Annotated in this window: 16 protein-coding genes; 8 read left to right on the top strand and 8 right to left on the bottom strand. The window is 64.7% G+C overall.

Going from position 1 to position 17,179, the window contains the following annotated elements; all coding sequences use genetic code 11:
• Nucleotides 1-103: 103 nt before the first annotated feature.
• Entirely contained in the window at nt 104-1,486 is a 1,383-nt protein-coding gene (locus AB4Z38_RS01955; RefSeq protein ID WP_441428147.1) for an amino acid permease, read from the bottom strand.
• 176 nt (nt 1,487-1,662) lie between these two features.
• On the opposite strand from AB4Z38_RS01955, the gene AB4Z38_RS01950 reads away from it, so the two are divergent.
• From AB4Z38_RS01950 to AB4Z38_RS01925, 6 genes are all read left to right on the top strand, one after another.
• Nucleotides 1,663-2,142 (top strand): Lrp/AsnC family transcriptional regulator, encoded by a 480-nt coding sequence (locus AB4Z38_RS01950; RefSeq protein WP_441428146.1) that lies wholly within the window; start codon nt 1,663-1,665, stop codon nt 2,140-2,142.
• A gap of 100 nt (nt 2,143-2,242) precedes the next feature.
• Complete coding sequence (locus tag AB4Z38_RS01945; protein ID WP_441428260.1) at nt 2,243-2,953, top strand: NUDIX hydrolase; 711 nt, start codon at nt 2,243-2,245, stop codon at nt 2,951-2,953.
• On the top strand, nt 2,950-4,257 hold the full coding sequence (gene nadA, locus AB4Z38_RS01940) for a quinolinate synthase NadA (protein ID WP_441428145.1): 1,308 nt from the start codon (nt 2,950-2,952) through the stop codon (nt 4,255-4,257). The genes AB4Z38_RS01945 and nadA overlap by 4 nt, the downstream gene beginning before the upstream one ends.
• Before the next feature lie 37 nt (nt 4,258-4,294).
• Nucleotides 4,295-6,148, top strand: coding sequence for an L-aspartate oxidase (locus tag AB4Z38_RS01935; RefSeq protein ID WP_441428144.1), 1,854 nt, complete (start codon nt 4,295-4,297; stop codon nt 6,146-6,148).
• Nucleotides 6,141-7,037 carry a carboxylating nicotinate-nucleotide diphosphorylase gene (gene nadC / locus AB4Z38_RS01930; protein WP_441428143.1) on the top strand — a complete coding sequence of 299 codons (897 nt, stop codon included), beginning with the start codon at nt 6,141-6,143 and terminating at the stop codon, nt 7,035-7,037. Before AB4Z38_RS01935 ends, nadC begins: the two co-directional genes overlap by 8 nt.
• 4 nt (nt 7,038-7,041) lie before the next feature.
• A complete protein-coding gene (locus AB4Z38_RS01925) occupies nt 7,042-8,199 on the top strand; it encodes a cysteine desulfurase family protein (RefSeq protein ID WP_441428142.1) in 1,158 nt (385 codons plus the stop codon).
• An 89-nt stretch (nt 8,200-8,288) separates the two neighbouring features.
• On the opposite strand, the gene AB4Z38_RS01920 is transcribed toward AB4Z38_RS01925, so the two are convergent.
• The 4 genes from AB4Z38_RS01920 to AB4Z38_RS01905 are packed head-to-tail and all read right to left on the bottom strand — an operon-like array spanning nt 8,289 to nt 10,750.
• Nucleotides 8,289-8,780, bottom strand: a complete 492-nt coding sequence (locus tag AB4Z38_RS01920) for a GtrA family protein (protein WP_441428141.1) — start codon at nt 8,778-8,780, stop codon at nt 8,289-8,291.
• 12 nt (nt 8,781-8,792) lie between these two features.
• The gene (locus AB4Z38_RS01915) at nt 8,793-9,647 is read right to left on the bottom strand and encodes a fumarylacetoacetate hydrolase family protein (protein ID WP_441428140.1); all 855 of its coding nucleotides are present in this window, start codon (nt 9,645-9,647) and stop codon (nt 8,793-8,795) included.
• Between the two features lie 41 nt (nt 9,648-9,688).
• Nucleotides 9,689-10,357, bottom strand: coding sequence for a DUF1684 domain-containing protein (locus AB4Z38_RS01910; RefSeq protein ID WP_441428139.1), 669 nt, complete (start codon nt 10,355-10,357; stop codon nt 9,689-9,691).
• 15 nt (nt 10,358-10,372) lie between these two features.
• Nucleotides 10,373-10,750 (bottom strand): hypothetical protein, encoded by a 378-nt coding sequence (locus AB4Z38_RS01905; RefSeq protein WP_441428138.1) that lies wholly within the window; start codon nt 10,748-10,750, stop codon nt 10,373-10,375.
• Nucleotides 10,751-10,814: 64 nt separating this feature from the next.
• On the opposite strand from AB4Z38_RS01905, the gene AB4Z38_RS01900 reads away from it, so the two are divergent.
• Nucleotides 10,815-11,294, top strand: coding sequence for a hypothetical protein (locus tag AB4Z38_RS01900; RefSeq protein ID WP_441428137.1), 480 nt, complete (start codon nt 10,815-10,817; stop codon nt 11,292-11,294).
• A 66-nt stretch (nt 11,295-11,360) separates the two neighbouring features.
• Nucleotides 11,361-12,167 (top strand): transglutaminase-like domain-containing protein, encoded by an 807-nt coding sequence (locus AB4Z38_RS01895; protein ID WP_441428136.1) that lies wholly within the window; start codon nt 11,361-11,363, stop codon nt 12,165-12,167.
• Here AB4Z38_RS01895 and AB4Z38_RS01890 read toward each other — a convergent pair.
• The 3 genes from AB4Z38_RS01890 to AB4Z38_RS01880 all read right to left on the bottom strand — a co-directional run bounded on the left by AB4Z38_RS01890 (nt 12,164) and on the right by AB4Z38_RS01880 (nt 17,126).
• Nucleotides 12,164-12,643, bottom strand: a complete 480-nt coding sequence (locus AB4Z38_RS01890; RefSeq protein WP_441428135.1) for a MarR family winged helix-turn-helix transcriptional regulator — start codon at nt 12,641-12,643, stop codon at nt 12,164-12,166. The two genes, AB4Z38_RS01895 and AB4Z38_RS01890, sit on opposite strands and share 4 nt — an antisense overlap.
• The gene (locus AB4Z38_RS01885) at nt 12,640-13,773 is read right to left on the bottom strand and encodes an LLM class flavin-dependent oxidoreductase (protein WP_441428134.1); all 1,134 of its coding nucleotides are present in this window, start codon (nt 13,771-13,773) and stop codon (nt 12,640-12,642) included. The genes AB4Z38_RS01890 and AB4Z38_RS01885 overlap by 4 nt, the downstream gene beginning before the upstream one ends.
• Nucleotides 13,774-13,901: 128 nt before the next feature.
• Complete coding sequence (locus AB4Z38_RS01880) at nt 13,902-17,126, bottom strand: efflux RND transporter permease subunit (RefSeq protein WP_441428133.1); 3,225 nt, start codon at nt 17,124-17,126, stop codon at nt 13,902-13,904.
• Between the last annotated feature and the right edge of the window lie 53 nt (nt 17,127-17,179).

Genomic DNA, 17,179 nt, shown 5'->3' with positions numbered 1-17,179 from the left:
GGAATGCATAGCAGTTTGTGCAGCACCCGCTCACCCAACTGACTAGCAGTTGTTGTCGTTATGAGGGCTCAGAGCGACAACAACTGCGAGCTAGTTGCTTTGCTTAGGCGCTTCGGGCCGACTTCGCCTTCGCGCCGATCCTGCAGGCCACGGCGATGCACGCGATCAACAGGAACGTGCCGATCAGCTGGCCCGCGCTCTCGGCATTCGAGAAGCCCACCACGAAGATCAGGGCAAGCAGCGCCAGTCCGAATATCGTGAGGAAAGGGAAACCCTTCATGCGAAGCGGCAGTTCGGTTCCTTCGCGGTCGGCGCGGCGGCGCAGGATGAACTGGGACACGAGCGCCGTTCCCCAGACCACGAGGCAGGTGGAGCCTACGAGGTTGAGCAAGGCAGGAAGCACGTGGTCGGGGAAGAGCAGTTCCAGGATGGTCGCGATGAAGCCGAAAGCAACGGAAACCCCGACGGCGGCCATGGGCACCCGGGCGCCGCGCAGTCGCGACAGGAAAGCCGGCGCTTCGCCGCGCTCAGACAGGGAGAAGACCATGCGCGAGGCACCGTACAGATTGGCGTTGAGCGCGGAAAGCAGGGCCACGACGGCAACGAGGGTGATAGCCGTGCCTGCCCCCGGGATGCCGGCAAGGTTCAGGACACCGGCGAACGGTGATTTCAAGCCTTCGGAGTCGGAGGGCAGCACTGCGGCAATGACGAAGACAGAACCGATGTAGAAGACCAGGATGCGCCACACCACCGTGCGGATGGCTTTGCCGACGCTGTGTGCGGGGTTCTGCGTCTCCGCAGCAGCCACGCTCACGATTTCGGTGCCGCCGAAGGCGAAAATCACGACGAAGAGCGCCGCCGCAATTCCGGACCAGCCGGACGGTGCAAAGTTGCCGGTGAGGTTTCCGAGGCCGGGGGAAGCTACGCCGGGTAGCCAGCCGAACAGCAAGGCCGCGCCGATGACGAGGAAGGCGACAATGGCTGCGACCTTCAGGATGGCGAACCAGAATTCGAACTCACCGAAGTTCCGGACCCCGGCGAGGTTGATCGCGGTAAAGGCCACCATGAACACCAAGGCCAGCGCCCAGACAGGAACGACCGGCCAGACGGAGAACAGCAGCCCTGCTGCGCCGAGCGCCTCTGCGGCGATGACCACCACCAACTGCAGCCACCAAAGCCAGCCGACCGTGGATCCGGCCGTCTTTCCCAGGGCCTTTTCCGCGTAGACCGAGAAGGCGCCGCTGTTGGGGTTGGCGGCCGCCATCTCGCCCAGCGCCCACATCACCACGATGATCAGGGTGCCCGCCACAAGGTAGGAGATGAGTACGGCCGGGCCAGCCGCGTGGATTCCGGCACCCGAGCCGAGGAAGAGTCCCGCGCCGATGGCGCTGCCCAGGCCCATCATGGTGAGCTGGCGCGGCTTCATCGAGTGGCCAAGGCCTTGCGAAGGAATGGAGGGTCGAACAGCGGTGGACTTCGTTGTCATTCGTGTTTGCCTTCTTGTGGATGGTTTGTCAGCTGGTCCTCGTAGGACTTATCGAATTTACCGCTTCCGGAGGAAAGTGGCGAAAAACACTCGTGAGAGGATGATTACAATCTGGTGCGGCATCTGGGCATGGAGTGCCGATATGTACAGCTCATGGGCGGAAGTAGGAATAACTGATGGTTGTCGACGAGCTGGATGCCAAAATTGTCCGATTTTTCACCGACTTCCCGCGGGCGTCTGTCCTTGAGGCATCCAGGGTCTTGAAGGTCGCCCGCGCCACGGTCCAGTCCCGGCTGGACCGGATGGCCGAGCGCGGGGTGGTGGCCCCCTGGGTTCCGCATCCCGATCCCGCCGGCTTCGGCTATCCTGTGGTCGCTTTCTGCTCCCTGACTATCAACCAGGACCTGGGGCACGACGCCGTCGTCGAAGCTCTGGCCGCCATTCCCGAGCTCATTGAGGTCCACACCGTCTCCGGTAGTTCGGATCTCATGGTGCGGGTGGTGGGTAAGTCGAACTCGGACCTGCAACGGGTCCTGGACAAGCTCATCGCCACGAAGACCGTGCTCCGTTCGTCCTCGGTGATTGTGCTGAATACCCATTTCCAGGGCCGCACTTTGCCCCTCCTGGAAGCTGCTGCCAAGGAGAATGCGGGCTGAAACATTTGGACACTGTGCGCTGACAGTCGTACCATTAGTTCTAGTCATTTTGACTATAACTAGCTTTCTCGTCCTACAGCAAAGAAGCGGGGTGAATACCGTGTACGCCACCTCCGCCAATGTCGCAGAGCGCAGGCTCGCGCCGCCGTCGTTGGCCATATCGACGGTGATCTTCGCCCTCCGCCCGAGTGAAAGCTCCGGCCGACCCACACTATGGCTACCGCTGGTGCGCCGCATCCGCGAACCGTTCAAAGACATGTGGGCACTGCCCGGTGGCCCGCTGCAGCACGACGAATCCCTCCAGGATGCCGCATCCCGGAACCTGCGCGAGACCACCGGGCTGGCCCCTCAATACCTTGAGCAGCTCTACGCCTTCGGCGGCCTGCACCGCTCGCCCGCGCAAAGGGTCGTCTCGATTGTCTACTGGGCCCTGGTGCAGCCCACGGAAGCCGCCCTGGCCGACGAGTCCGAGAACGTCCGTTGGTTCCGGGCGGACCGGCTCGCGGAATTGGCCTTCGACCACAACGCGATCGTGGACTACGCCCTGTGGCGGCTGCGCAACAAGATGGCCTATGGGTCCATCGCCTATCACTTGCTGGGAGAATTCTTCACCCTGGCACAGGTCCGCGAAGTCTACGAGGCTGTCCTGGACCGTCAGCTGGATCCGGCAAACTTCCGCCGGCAAGTCAAGGGAACACCGGAAATCGAGGAAACCGGTGAATACCTCCAAGGCGGAAAACACCGCCCGCCCCGCCTCTACCGCTTCACCGGCACGCCCGGACTCGGGCCAGACAACAGGAGTACACCATGAGCAGCGTCAACACAGCTATCCAGCTGATCACGCGGGAAGAAGCCGAAAGCGGCCGTTCCACGGCCGGGTCGACGTGCAGTCCCGCTCTGGCCAAGGGCCCGTGGGAGTACGACCTCGCTGAAGCCCTCGCCGGCATCCCGGCTTACGGTCCCGGCGCGTCCAGCTCCGACAACGCCCCGGAGGCCACGCCCCGCCAAGGCCAGTTGCCCGAAGAGTACAAGTTGGCCAGCGACGCCGAGCTCGACGCCCGGATCCGCGCCGCCAAGGAGACGCTGGGGGACCGGGCCGTCATCCTGGGCCACTTCTACCAGCGCGACGAAGTTGTCCAGTACGCGGATTTCGTGGGCGACTCCTTCCAGCTCGCCAACGCTGCCCTGACCAGGCCCGACGCCGAGGCCATCATCTTCTGCGGCGTGCACTTCATGGCAGAGACTGCGGACATCCTGTCCAGCGAGGGCCAGGCCGTGATGCTGCCGAACCTGGCCGCTGGCTGCTCCATGGCGGACATGGCGGACGAGGACTCGGTGGAGGAATGCTGGGAGCAGCTCGAGGAGCTCTTCGGGACCGCCCCCGATTCCGAAGGCCGTGCCCCGGTCATCCCGGTTACCTACATGAACTCCTCGGCTGCATTGAAGGCCTTCTGCGGACGCAACGGCGGCATCGTCTGCACGTCCTCCAATGCCAAGACGGTCCTCGAATGGGCTTTCGAACGCGGCCAGCGGGTCCTCTTCTTCCCTGACCAGCACCTGGGCCGCAACACCGCCAAGGCCCTCGGCGTGCCCCTGGAGCAGATGCCCATGTGGAACCCGCGCAAGGAGCTCGGCGGAAACGACGAACAGACCCTGCTGGATTCCCGAGTCATCCTCTGGCACGGCTTCTGCTCCGTCCACAAGCGCTTCAACGTGGGCCAGATCGAGAAGGCACGCGCCGAATTCCCGGGCGTGAACGTCATCGTGCACCCCGAGTGCCCCATGGAGGTTGTTGACGCGGCAGACGGCGCAGGCTCCACCGACTTCATCAAGAAGGCCATCGCCGCCGCAACGGAACCCACCACCTTCGCGATCGGTACCGAGATCAACATGGTGAACCGCTTGGCCGCGGAGAACCCGCAGCACACCATCTTCTGCCTTGACCCGGTGATCTGCCCTTGCTCCACGATGTACCGCATCCACCCCGGCTACCTCGCCTGGGTACTCGAGGAACTGGTGGAAGGCCGCGTGGTCAACCGCATCACAGTGGACGACTCCGTCAAGGACAACGCCAAGATCGCCCTCGAACGCATGCTCGCAGCACGGCCGCTCTAGGCCACACCCCGTACCAACCAGTCGAATCGAGCCTCACATGACTGCAGAACGCATTCCCGGCGCTCCGGCGCGGCGGCTCGTCGTCGTCGGAAGCGGCATCGCCGGCCTCTACTCCGCGCTGCTGGCCGCCGAGGCCGGTGCGGACGTCGTCCTGCTCAGCAAGGGGGCGCTTGCGGACAGCAACACCTTCTTTGCCCAGGGCGGGATTTCGGCTGTGCTGGACGAGCCCGCCCCCGGCGATACCGTCGCCGCGCACATCACGGACACCCTCAAGGCCGGCGCGGGCCACTGCAATGGGGAGGCCGTGCGGGTGCTGTGCACCGAAGCGCGCCTCGACATCATGGGGCTCGAGCGTTTCGGTGTCCGTTTCGACGCGGACGACGACGGCGATCCTGCCTTGGGCCTCGAAGCCGCCCACTCCGCGCCGAGGATCCTGCACACCGGCGGAGACGCCACCGGGGCCGGGGTCGCGAACGCGCTCATCCTGGCGGTCCTTGACGCGCAGGACGCCGGGAAAATCCAGGTGCTGGGACATGCCCAAGCGACTTCCCTGATCCAGTCCGAGGGGCGCGTGACCGGCGTCGAATTTTTGCGCAACGGCCGCCTTGAGAGCGCATTCGGTGATGCCGTGCTGCTCGCCACAGGCGGGGCGGGCCAGCTGTTCGCCCAGACCACCAATCCCTCGGTCGCAACGGCCGACGGACTCGCGCTCGCATGGCGGGCAGGCGCCGAGCTCGCAGACCTCGAGTTCTTCCAGTTCCACCCCACGAGCATGGTTCTCCCCGCTGCCGGGGGATCAGCTCCCCTCGGCGCCGATCCGCTCCTCATTTCCGAAGCGGTCCGCGGCGAAGGCGCCATCCTGGTGGATGCGAACGGCGAGCGATTCATGCCTGGCTACCACCCCGACGCCGAACTGGCGCCGCGCGACGTCGTCTCCCGCAGCATCGCCCTCCACCTGGCTTCACTCGGTGATCCCAACGGCCACGTCTTCCTCGACGCCCGGGTCGTGGAAGCGAAGAAGGGGGAGGGCTTCCTTGAGAAGCGCTTCCCCACGCTCAGCGCACGGACCCGCGAAGCCGGCCTCGAATGGACCCTCGAGCCCGTTCCGGTTGCCCCTGCCGCCCACTACTGGATGGGAGGCGTAGTCACCGATCTGTTCGGCCGTACTTCGGTTCCCGGGTTACTTGCCGCCGGCGAAGTTGCCTGCACCGGGGTCCAGGGTGCGAACCGTTTGGCCAGCAACTCCTTGCTCGAAGGGCTCGTGTTCGGGCGGCGGGCTGTTGAGGGGTTCCTTGGCGAGGGGTTCCTTGGGTGGGCGCCGTCGAACGGCACCCCTCCGCGTGCTCCCCACGATCTCCCTAACCTCGCAAGCTCGGCCAGGGAACCCGGATCGCGTGGGCCCACGGCCGCGGGCGGCCTCGCTTTTACGCACGCTTCCGGGATACCGCACGACGGCGCTCAGCGCACCAACGCTGGACGGCAGCTCGACGCCACACTCATACTTGGCCCGTCGGGAACCACCGAGCCGGCAGGGGCGCTCACCGCGTGGCAGCCTGAGCTGGTCCCTGAGCCCTTCTCCCGGACTGCCCTTCGGCGGCTTATGACTGCCAAAGCGGGGGTTCTCCGGACCGGGGGGTTGCTCCGGGAAGCCGCTGAGGCACTCGACGCTTGGGCCGACGTCGTGCTTCCTGAGAATATGCCTGACTCTGCGGATCCGCGCGGGCACGAGGATGCTAATTTGCTCCTGGCCGCGCAGTTGTTGGTGCGGGCTGCGGGGGCGCGCCGGGGGTCGCTGGGGGCGCATTACCGGAGTGACGCCGTCGAAACCCGACGTGAAGAAATTGTTCAGAGATACACGATCCGCCGGAAAGCGAGCCTCGTCAATGACTAGCCTGACCCTCCCCGCAGCACCCGTCCGGGACATTCTGGAGCGGGCATTCGCGGAGGACGCGCCGAGCGGCGACATCACGTCGCAGCTGCTCATTCCCGCCGAAGCCCGTGCCACCGCCGTGCTCGATGCCCGGGTTCCAGGGGTCTTCAGCGGCGGGACGGTGTTCCGGGACGCCATGCTGCTCGTCGACCCGGACACCGAAGTGGAGCTGTTGCTTGCAGACGGTGAAGCGTTCGACGCCGGAACCCACCTCGCGCGGGTCAGCGGCCGCGCCCGCTCGGTGCTGCTCGCCGAACGCGTCGGGCTCAACCTTGCCCAGCGCATGAGCGCCATTGCCACCAAGACTGCGGAGTTCGTCAAGCTGGTCGATGGCACCAAGGCCCGCATCACGGACACGCGGAAAACCACGCCCGGGTTGCGGGTGCTCGAACGCTACGCCGTGCGCTGCGGCGGGGGAGCCAACCACCGTTACAGCCTGTCCGATGCCGTTCTGGCCAAGGACAACCACCTGGCCGTGATGACCGGTGGCGACTCCGCCAAGCTCACCGCACTGCTCAAGGCCGCCAAGGCCCAGCTGGGACACACCACGCACTTCGAAGTGGAAGTGGACCGCGCCGAGCAGATCGAACCCGTCCTTGCGGCCGGGGTGGACACGATCATGCTGGATAACTTTTCCCTTGAGGAGCTGCGTGCCGGCGTGAATCAGGTGGCTGGCCGCGCCGTCGTCGAGGCGAGCGGAAACGTCAACGTCAACACTGTGGCGGACATCGCCGCCGCGGGAGTCGATGTCATTTCCATCGGCGGACTCACGCACAGCGTCAACGCGCTGGATCTGGGCCTGGACGTGACGCTCGATGTGACGCCGGACCCCTCCTTGGGTCTCGGCTGACGCCATGATCTTCCTCGACGCAGCAGCGACGACGCCCGTCCGCAGGGAAGTGCTCGAAGCGATGTGGCCGTATTTGACGGGGGAGTTCGGCAATCCCTCAAGCCATCACAGCCTCGGCGAGGCTGCTGCGAACGCGTTGTCCGGGGCGCGTTCGGCGGTTGCAAAGGCCCTGGGCTGCCGGCCTGGGGAGATCACCTTCACTTCCGGCGGCACCGAGGCGGACAACCTGGCAGTGAAAGGAATCGCCCTCGCGAGACGTGCGGCGGATCCTGGCCTGAACCGCGTAGTCATCAGCGCCATAGAGCATCCCGCCGTCGAGGAATCCGCGCTCTACCTGCAACGCGTCCATGGGTTCGAGGTGGACGTGGTCCCCGTGGACCGGCACGGTGTCGTGACGGCGGAGGCGCTCCGGGCTGTGCTGGGTCCGGCGACAGCCCTCGTCAGCATCATGTATGCGAACAATGAGATCGGGACCGTGCAGCCCGTGCGCCAACTCGCCGAGGTAGCTGCGGAACATGGCGTGCCGTTCCATACGGACGCCGTCCAGGCTACCGGCTGGCTACCCACAGGCGTCAAGGAACTGGGAGTAGACGCCCTGAGCATCTCGGGCCACAAGCTCGGCGCGCCCAAGGGCAGCGGCGTGCTCTATGCCAAGGGCAGGTTGCGCCTTGAGCCGCTGGTCCATGGCGGCGGCCAGGAGCGGGGCAGGCGCTCCGGGACTGAAAACGTGGCGGGTGCCGTCGCGCTGGCCACTGCGCTGACCCTCGCCCACGCGGGGCAGTCCGAGCTGGCTGGCCGTGTTTCGGAGTTGCGGGATGCCTTCATCCGCACTGTCCTTGAGGCTGTTCCCGGTGCCATGCTGACCGGCCACCCTTCGCAGCGCTTGCCATCGGTAGCGTCCTTCTGCTTCCCCGGCACGAGTGGTGAGTCGGTCTTGCTTGAACTGGAGCGGCTTGGGGTGGTGTGCTCGAGCGGATCGGCCTGCGCCGCTGGATCCGACGCTCCGTCGCCGGTCCTGCTGGCCTTGGGAATCGAGCCTGAGGTGGCCTACACTGCTGTCCGGTTCAGCTTCGACTCCACGGTGACGTCAGCGGAACTGGAGCAAGCCGCCGAAGCCGTGGCTGCCGCCGTCGGGAGCGTGCAGGGGCTCGGTCGCCGCTGACCGTCCCCACCCAACTGACTGGCAGTAGGTGTCGTTTAGAGGGCTCAAAACGGCATCTACTGCTAGCCAGTTGGGAACCCGGCAGTCAATCAAACGTGGCGGGCCCTGCGGAAAATCCAGTGCCGCAGCATCGTGAACCGCACGGCCGTCGCGACGAACCCGGACAGCGTAGTGGTCCAGAGGTCCTCGGCGAGGGTGGCCTCGGGCCGTAACGCATGCAGCACGCCCAGGCTCCCGCCCGTGATGACCAGCGCCACGGCGATCACGATGAGCCCGTTCAGGTGGTCCTGCGTTCTCTTCCGGTTGCCGCTGATCTTGAAGGTCAGCCGCCGGTTCAGGGCCGTGTTCATGAGAGAAGTGATGATCAGAGCTGCGGCGTTGGCAGGTTGGGGTCCCATCCACGGCCGGAAAAGCGCGTACAGCGCCAGCGAGGTGACGGTACAGATGATCCCGACGCCGGTGAAACGGATGAGCTGCCTGACTACCGGATAGCGCAGCACGCCTTTGCGGCGCTTGCTTGTATTTGGCCTGGAAAGGGACGTCTGCCGCGTCTCAATTGCCGGCACGGCAGGAGGCTCCATGGCTCAAGCCTGTCATATCAAGCTGGGAATTTTCTCCCAAGACGCTGCGATAACGGGGTTGCTGAGCTCTCCAATGCCCTCAATCCGGCAGGTCACAAGGTCTCCGGGCTCGATCCTGGCGCACTCGGCCGGGAAGCCCGTGAGGACCAGGTCCCCGGGGTGCAAGGTCATGAACGAGGTGAGGTAGACAAGGATCTCGTCGACTTTCCATCCGAGGTCTGCGGTGCTTGCCGTGCGCAATTCCCTGCCGTTGTGCACTATGCCGATCGAAAGGTCGCCGTCATTGAGGTCCGTCACGATCCACGGTCCCGCAGGAGTGAACGTGTCCTGGCTTTTCGCGCTGATCCACAGTTCGTCGGTCTTTTGCAGGTCCCTCGCCGAGACGTCATTGCCGATCGTGAAACCGAGGATGGCGTCGCGTGCGTTATCGAGTGTGAGGCCGCGGACCTTGCGTCCGACGACGACGGTCAGTTCCGCTTCGGGGTCTACGTAGCCGACGTCGGAGGCGAGTTCGATGGCGTCGCCCGGTCCGATGACACTTGTGGCGGCCTTGTGGAATGCCTGCGCGGGCAGGTCACGGCCCGGCTGGCCGGTGTTGTGCGCCATGCCGAACACGTTGGCGGGAACAGACGGCGCCAGGAACGTGAACGCATCCTCGGAAACCTCGGCGCCTCCAACCCACCCGGGCCGCCCGGCACTGCTGCCATTTGCCGGCGAGCCGGGGAACGGGCTGTCCACCACAGTCCAGTTCCGGCCTTCTGCGGAAGCGAAGTCGGCCGCGTCGTTCGCGACGAAGAAGTGTTCGTCCGGCGAGGTGGGTGAGAGCGGGCGGACGCGGGCTATCCGGCGTCGACGTGAGAAAGTCATGAAGACATCCTACGTCCTTGCGCCTATTGAGACGGGACGGTTTAGACGGGCAGGTAGAGCTCCCCCACAGGGATATCCGCGGCCAGGCGATTCGCCGGCCCGGCCAAGGGGCAGGCCCAGGCCTCGTTGTATGCGCAGGACGGGTTGTAGGCGAAATTGAAGTCCAGCACGAACTCCTGTTGCCCGGATCCTCGAAGGCCGTGGAAAGCGCCCTTGATGGTGTCCAGCAAGTACCGGCCTGCGCCGTAGCTCCCTCCGGGTTTTCCGGCTGTGGCGTCGCGGAAGGGTACGAAGATGCCGCCGCCGTAGCTGCGCAGGCGCCACACGGCCAGTGAGCCAAGCTCGTCGAGGTCGAAGGTGCCGAGGCGGACAAACGGCACCACGCCGTCGGTTCCGGTCCGGACGTTCATCTCCTGGCCTGCGCCTTCCGGAGAAAGGGAGGCATAGCGGCGAAACCGGGAATCGTAGTCCGCGGTGCGCAGGCCCGAAAAAGCCTGCTTGCTGGCGTGAGTAAGTGCCGAGGCCGGATGGGTTCCGAACATGCGGTCCCGTTCCTGGCGCCAGTAGACATGGGCCTGGAAAGGATCGTCCATCGCGATCTTGCGGACGTCGTCGTACATCGCAAATGTGCGCAAGCGCCAGTCGGCGATGTCCACCGCGGAGATGTCCGCCACACTGATTTCGTCCTCATCAAGCTGATCGGGAGCCATGGGTCCAGCCTAGTCCTACGCCGCAGGCCGAAGCGGCCCGGCGTGCATCGGCCCGGTTTGCACGAGCGAAACGCCGATCCGGACGGGCAGGCTGCGGCTCGGCGCCGCTAGGCTGGTGCGCATGAGAGCAAAGCGGATCCCGTTGAAGTTTTCAGTCGCCGTCCTCGGTGCGCTCATCGTGATCGCCACGGCTGGCTGTAGTTCCGAGGGCAAGGGCGGACCCGTCTGGACTGCCGGGTCCAACAGTGCGGCACCCGGGAGCGCGGCGCCGTCGGGCTCCAGTACGGCCCCGCCGTCGAGCGGCTCCACCACGTCGGGGAGCCCCTCTGCAGGAAGTACAGCGACGTCGGGAGCGACCGCCTCCGCGTGGAAGACATACTCGGATGCGGCCAAGAAGGTCAGCTTCGATCTCCCGAGTGACTGGATTGCGCAATCGGTCGCGCCCGACGCGGGTTCCATGCCGGGCGCACTGAAGATTGAGGTCAAAGACGCAAAGGGCGGGTATCTGGCGACCCTGCACACGGGACTGCCCTCGGCGAGTCCGGCTGACTGCAATCCGGCCGCCAAGCGTCCCTACGTGGTGGTAAGCAGCGTGCCCATTGACCTGCCCCATGCGGACGGAGATGCCACGATCCCCCCGCACGTGGTGTTCCGGGTCATCCAAGGCTACAAATTCTTCGGTTCGTACGGCATCACCAACTTGGTGGCCGGATCTGATGGCCAGGCCTGCCAGCTGCGGAACCTTGTGGTGGGGCCCGCAGGAAAGGGCAACTACTACTTCGGGGACATGCCCGCCGTGCATGCCTTCGCGACGGACGAAGTCGTTGCTCCCGCGAAGTCCTTTGACACCTTGGACCAAGCCGCCAAGTACGTTGACCAGAGTTCGGAATTCGCCAACGTCCAGCGGATGCTATTGTCTCTGAAGGTCAGTCTGTAGAACCACGATTGACACACACAGATCGGCGACAGTGGGGGTTGTCCAGCCGCAACACTCCGGAGATCCATGGAACGCAACGTTGCTGCCCAGCTCGTTTTCAAGACCGTCGCCAACACGAAAGTGGCCATGGCAATAGCCGTGGCCAGCAATCCTGGCTATGAGTCGTTGACCGAAGAGCTGTCAGTCACGGTGGAAGGCGAAGCTGTTCCGTTCACCGAGCTGACGGACCATCACGGTGGACGTTTCCAGTACATGGAGTTCGCCGAACCCAGCGAGGTAACTGTTGATTACCGCGCCTCGGTGGAGGGCTTTGGTGTCCCCGATGAGTCCTCCCGTATGGAGCTCATCCGCTATGTGCGGCCCAGCCGCTATGCCGAGTCCGACCGGCTCCTTCCGACGTCGTACGCCGAGTTCGGCGGGCTGCACGGCGAGGAGCTGTTGCAGGCAGTCCGGAACTGGGTCCACGACGAGCTGCGGTACGTCAGCGGTTCCTCGCGGGGGACGGATGGCGCGGTCGAGACGCTTCTGCACCGAAAGGGTGTTTGCCGGGACTTCGCCCACCTCGCCATTGCCCTCCTGCGCTCGAAGGACATCCCCGCCCGGCTCGCCGCGGTGTATGCGCCCGGGTTGAGCCCCATGGACTTCCATGCCGTGGCTGAGGCCCACATCGACGGAACGTGGTACGTGATCGATCCCACCGGACTGGCTCCGCGCGAATCCATGTTGCGCATCACGGCCGGACGCGATTCCTCCGACACCGCGTTCCTCTCCACGGTGGGCGGCAGCCTGTCGTTGAAGAGCTTGAAGGTCACCGCAGTGGTGGCCGACGAGCTGCCGGATGAGGATCCGGCAAAGCTCGTCGTCCTCCGCTAGATTTCGCGCGGCTGCTTGTGTGCGACGAACGCTTGCAGTTTCTCTGTCAGGCGGAGAAGCTCACGCTGCTCCTCGGCTGTCAGGGCGGGAGCCACAAGTTCGGCGATGTCGCGGATGTGCTCGCGGCCGATCTCTTTCTGTAGTTCCTGCCCGGCCGCGGTAAGCCCCAGCAGGATCCCGCGGCCGTCGTCGGGGGCGATGCTGCGCTCCACGAGCCCGCGCTTCTCCAACCTGTCAACCAGCCGGCTCAGGCTGGATTGGCTGAGCAGGACGTGATCGTTGATCTCGTTCAGGCGCAGCTTGCCCGTGGGGCAGCGGGAAAGAGTGAACAGGACGTCGTACTCCTTGATGGGCAGCTTCTTGAATGCCTGCCCGGACTGGAGGCGGCGCATCACCGCCACCTGGGAGCGGAACAAGGACTCCCAGGTTTCGGCGGCGAGGCGCACGGCGGACGAGGTGGGCGCTGTGGTCGTCACAGGGTCCGCCCTACACTGTCACTGACAGCATCGGCTGCGTCATCCCTGGCCGAGGCGATTACGGAGGCTGCCACCCGGGATGCATGGGTAGGCGCGTCAGGCACGTGGGCCGGCTTGCGTTCCTCGAATTCCTTGCGCAGGACCGGCAGGACTTCTTCGCCGAAGAGGTCCAGTTGCTCCAGGACCGTCTTGAGCGGCAAGCCGGCATGGTCCACCAGGAACAGTTGGCGCTGGTAGTCGCCGAAGTACTCGCGGAAAGTCAGGGTCTTTTCGATGACTTCCTGCGGACTGCCTACGGTCAGGGGCGTCTGGGACGTGAAGTCCTCGAGCGAGGGCCCGTGGCCGTACACCGGTGCATTGTCGAAGTAGGGGCGGAACTCCTTCACGGCGTCCTGGGAGTTCTTGCGCATGAAGAACTGCCCGCCGAGGCCCACGATGGCCTGGTTTGCATTGCCGTGGCCGTAGTGCTCATAACGTTCGCGGTACAGGCCGATCAGCTGCTGGTAGTGCTCCTTAGGCCAGAAGATGTTGTTGGCGAAGAAGCCGTCGCCGTAGTACGCGGCGAGTTCCGCGATCTGCGGACTGCGGATGGAGCCGTGCCAGACGAAGGGCGCGACGCCGTCGAGCGGGCGGGGCGTGGAGGTGAAGTTCTGCAGCGGGGTGCGGTACTTGCCGCTCCAATTGACGGTGTCCTCATCCCAGAGCCGGCGCAGCAGTGAGTAGTTCTCCACCGCGAGTTCAATCCCGTCCTGGATGTTTTTGCCGAACCAAGGGTAGACGGGGGCGGTGTTGCCGCGGCCCATGATGAGGTCCACGCGGCCATCCGCCAAGTGTTGGAGCATCGCGAAGTCTTCGGCGATCTTGACCGGATCGTTCGTGGTGATCAGCGTGGTGGACGTTGACAGCGTGATGCGTTCAGTCTGCGCTGCGATGTACGCCAGCGTGGTGGTGGGGGACGATGAGAAGAAGGGGCGGTTGTGGTGCTCGCCGATCGCATAGACGTCCATGCCGATCTCTTCCACCTTCTTGGCGATCGCCACGGCGGCCTTGATGCGCTCGTTCTCCGTGGGGGTGTGGCCCGTGGTGGGGTCAGTGGTGATGTCGCTGACGCTGAATACGCCGATCTCCATGATGTGCCTTTCTGCCTGTCCGATTGGTGTCCGGGCTCTGCCAACAGTCTATCCCAAGATAGATGCATTTGCATGTATCACTGCCTGCAACAGGGTACGGCATCATTTTGTTCCCGTTGTGTGTCGCTTTACTCGGCAGGGCTCGAGGCCGATCGGCGGCCGGTGACTTTGGGAATCATTCCAGTGGTCCAGTCCAGCTCGTCGCCCTCACCGTGTCCTGCGATGCCGTCCTTCGCGACGTCGGGACGTTGCGTGAGTGCCTTGAGCAGCGACTTCTTCTCCCGCCGGCCTTCGACCAGTTTGTAGAGGACAGGCACAAGGACGAGCGTCAATGCCGTGGACGAAACAAGGCCGCCGATGACCACGATCGCGAGCGGCCGGGAAATGAACCCGCCGCCTCCCGTGAGGCCCAAAGCCATGGGCGTCAGGGCGAATACGGTAGCAAGCGCTGTCATGAGGATGGGACGTAGTCGCTGCCGGGCGCCGTGCGTGATGGCATCCGCCACGCTCATCCCGGGCCGGCCGTCGTGTGGTTTGCGGTACTGGTTGATGAGGTCGATCAGGACGATCGCATTGGTCACCACGATTCCCACCAACATCAGCATGCCGATCAGGGAAGGCAATCCGAGCGGGACACCTGTGACCAGGAGCAGAGCGATGGCGCCCGTGGCCGCAAAAGGCACGGACACCAACAGGATGAGGGGCTGGATGAGGGACTTGAAAGCGGCCACCATGATGACATAGACAATGGCGATGGCGGCCAGGAGTGCGAGGCCCAGCTGCCGGAACGAGTCCGCCTGCTGCGTGGTGGCGCCGCCGATCGTGGCGGTAACGCCTGCCGGCAGCTGCACGGAGGCCAGCCGGTCACTGACTGCCGTGCTGACGGAACCAAGATTGGAGCCCGACGGCGTGACGGTCACCTTCGCGCTCTGCTGGCCGTTGCTGCTGGTGATGGAGACCGGGGTATCTACCTGGTCTACGGAAGCGATGCTCGACAGGGGAACGGGCCCGGCCGGCGTCGGGAGACTGATGCCCCTGACATCGGCGATGCTGCTGAAGTGCGTGCCTTCGCCGATTTGTACCGGGAAGTCCGTGGTGTCGATACGGACGGTGCCAGCGGGGATGGGACTGACCGCGGACGCCAGGACGCCGGCGACTTGTTCTTCGTTCAGGCCGGCGGCAACGGCCTTGGCCCGATCAACCTTTACCTGGACCACCGACTGGCTGGCATCCAGGTTGGTGGCCACCTCGGCGCTCCCGGGCACTCCGTCCATGGCCTTCGCTACGGTGTCGCTTGCGGTTTTGAGATCCGCCGAGTTGGCGGCGTTGATGGTGATGTCCACACTGGAGGACGTGCCCAGGCCGCCTTGCTGTGCACCCACAGTGACCTTCCCGGGAGCCGAGGCGCTGGCGAGCCGGGACCGGACTGTGTCCTGTAGTTTCTGCTGGTCAGCCTTGTCGTCCGTCACCACGGTGAACGTCGAGTTGGAAGCGCCGCTTGAGGTGAGTGCGGCGAATCCCGTTTGGGCGTTGCCCGAAGTGACCTGGACGTCCTTGATCCCGTCGATCCCGCGCAGGACCGATTCCACCTGCGCAGCGGCGGCGCCGGTCTGCTCCAGGCTGGTGCCGGCAGGAAGGACCTGGCGCACGGTCATGCTGTTCTGGCCGGAGTTTCCGAGCAGGTCCGTGGCCAACAGCGGGGACATGGCAGCAGTTCCACCCAACACGAGGACCGCGGCGACGATCGTCACGACAGGGTGCTTCTGGGTTTTGACCAGGATGGGCAAATAGCCGCGCTGCAGGCGGCTGCGCTGCTCTGCCTCGTGCGCCTTGGTTCGGGCGTTCTCCGCAGCCCGGACGTCCTCCGCAGCCGAGGCTGGCGACGGCGACTTGAGGAACCAGTACGCCAGCACCGGAACGATGGTGAGGGAGACGAGCAACGAGGACAACAGGGCGATGGTCACCGTCAGGGCGAAGGGCCGGAACAGTTCGCCCGCCAGGTTGCCCACAAAGGCGATCGGCAGGAAGACGGCAACCGTGGTGAGGGTGGACGCCGTGATGGCGCCGGCAACTTCCCGGATCGAATTGAGGATGGCTGCGAGCTTGTGCTCGCCGTAGCTGAGGTGCCGTTTGATGTTCTCGATCACCACGATCGAGTCGTCCACCACGCGGCCGATTGCGATGGTCAATGCGCCAAGCGTGAGGATGTTGAGCGAGTAGTGGGTTGCCGATATGCCGATGAACGTGATCAGGAGCGACAGCGGAATGGATACCGCCGTCACGAGCGTGGAGCGTACGGACATCAGGAACACGAGGATGACTGCCACCGCGAAGCCAAGTCCGAGAAGGCCCTCCGTGGTGAGGTCCTTGATGGATTTTTCGATGTACGGTGCCTGGTCGAACACCGGCGTGAAGTGCGCATTGGAGCCGAGTTCGGCTTCCATCTGGGGAATGGAATCCTTGACAGCGTGCGAAATGGCGACGGTATCGCCGTCGGGCTTCTTCGTGATGGACAGGGCCAGCGTCGGCTTCCCGTTGGTCCGGGTAATCGAGGTTGCGGCGTCGTCCTTGATGCTCACGTCGGCAACGGTGCCGATCGTGGTTCCGCCCTTGGCGCCGGTGAGCGGCAAGCCCTTGATGACGTCGAGGGAGTCCACCGGGCTGCCGATCTGCAGGGAGAGCGTCTTGCCCTGATCCTCGATGGTTCCGGCCGGGACCAGTGTCCCGTTGTTCTTGAGGGCACTCGTGAGCGACTGGACCGTTGCGCCGTTCGCGGCCATGGCCTGGGCTTTGGGCTGGATCAGGATGTGCTGGGTGGCGCCACCTGTCACATCGGCGCTGCGGACCCCGTCCAGTTTCTGGAGCCGGGGAACGCTCAACCGCTGCAGGTCAGTGTTGAGCTCGCTGAGGGGCTTGTCCGAAGACACCGCCAGGTAGACGATCGGGAAGTCGCTGATGCTGCCGGCAAAAGACCGGGGCTCGACGTCGGCCGGCAGGACACGCTTGGCGTTGGAAATGGCGCGATCGATCTGGTTGCGCGCGCGGTCCAGGTTGGAACCGTACGTGAACACCATGGTGATCTGCGAAACACCGTTCCGCGAGGTCGACGTGGTCGATTCCAGGCCCTCGACGCTGTTCAGCGCGGTTTCGAGCGGGCGGCTGAGTTGCTTGTCGACAACTTCCGGGGACGCGCCCGGCATGGCCGTGATCACCGAGATCTGCGGGAACTCGATCGAGGGAATGAGTTCCTGTTTGAGGGAAGACATGGTGATCACGCCGAACACCGCCGCGAAGACGGTGATCAGCGCGATCAGTGCCCTGTTCGCCAGTGAAAGCTTTGCCAGACGGAACATTGCACTGTCTCCTGGGATCTACGGTCTGTTTCTTGTTTCGAACCGGCCGCAGC

Source organism: Arthrobacter sp. 2RAF6 (genome assembly GCF_052115205.1).
Lineage (GTDB): Bacteria > Actinomycetota > Actinomycetes > Actinomycetales > Micrococcaceae > Arthrobacter.
Note: the sequence above shows the minus strand (reverse complement) of the source record. Positions and strands in the feature narration are given on the sequence as shown.

Excerpts from the sequence above, each read along its gene's own strand:
- AB4Z38_RS01925 (WP_441428142.1), top strand. The coding sequence starts at position 7,042 with ATGATCTTCCTCGACGCAGCAGCGACGACGCCCGTCCGCAGGGAAGTG.
- AB4Z38_RS01895 (WP_441428136.1), top strand. The coding sequence starts at position 11,361 with ATGGAACGCAACGTTGCTGCCCAGCTCGTTTTCAAGACCGTCGCCAAC.
- nadA (WP_441428145.1), top strand. The coding sequence starts at position 2,950 with ATGAGCAGCGTCAACACAGCTATCCAGCTGATCACGCGGGAAGAAGCC.
- AB4Z38_RS01920 (WP_441428141.1), bottom strand. The coding sequence starts at position 8,780 with ATGGAGCCTCCTGCCGTGCCGGCAATTGAGACGCGGCAGACGTCCCTT.
- AB4Z38_RS01900 (WP_441428137.1), top strand. The coding sequence starts at position 10,815 with ATGCCGGGCGCACTGAAGATTGAGGTCAAAGACGCAAAGGGCGGGTAT.
- AB4Z38_RS01950 (WP_441428146.1), top strand. The coding sequence starts at position 1,663 with ATGGTTGTCGACGAGCTGGATGCCAAAATTGTCCGATTTTTCACCGAC.
- AB4Z38_RS01910 (WP_441428139.1), bottom strand. The coding sequence starts at position 10,357 with ATGGCTCCCGATCAGCTTGATGAGGACGAAATCAGTGTGGCGGACATC.
- AB4Z38_RS01915 (WP_441428140.1), bottom strand. The coding sequence starts at position 9,647 with ATGACTTTCTCACGTCGACGCCGGATAGCCCGCGTCCGCCCGCTCTCA.
- AB4Z38_RS01880 (WP_441428133.1), bottom strand. The coding sequence starts at position 17,126 with ATGTTCCGTCTGGCAAAGCTTTCACTGGCGAACAGGGCACTGATCGCG.
- nadC (WP_441428143.1), top strand. The coding sequence starts at position 6,141 with ATGACTAGCCTGACCCTCCCCGCAGCACCCGTCCGGGACATTCTGGAG.
- AB4Z38_RS01885 (WP_441428134.1), bottom strand. The coding sequence starts at position 13,773 with ATGGAGATCGGCGTATTCAGCGTCAGCGACATCACCACTGACCCCACC.
- AB4Z38_RS01935 (WP_441428144.1), top strand. The coding sequence starts at position 4,295 with ATGACTGCAGAACGCATTCCCGGCGCTCCGGCGCGGCGGCTCGTCGTC.
- AB4Z38_RS01955 (WP_441428147.1), bottom strand. The coding sequence starts at position 1,486 with ATGACAACGAAGTCCACCGCTGTTCGACCCTCCATTCCTTCGCAAGGC.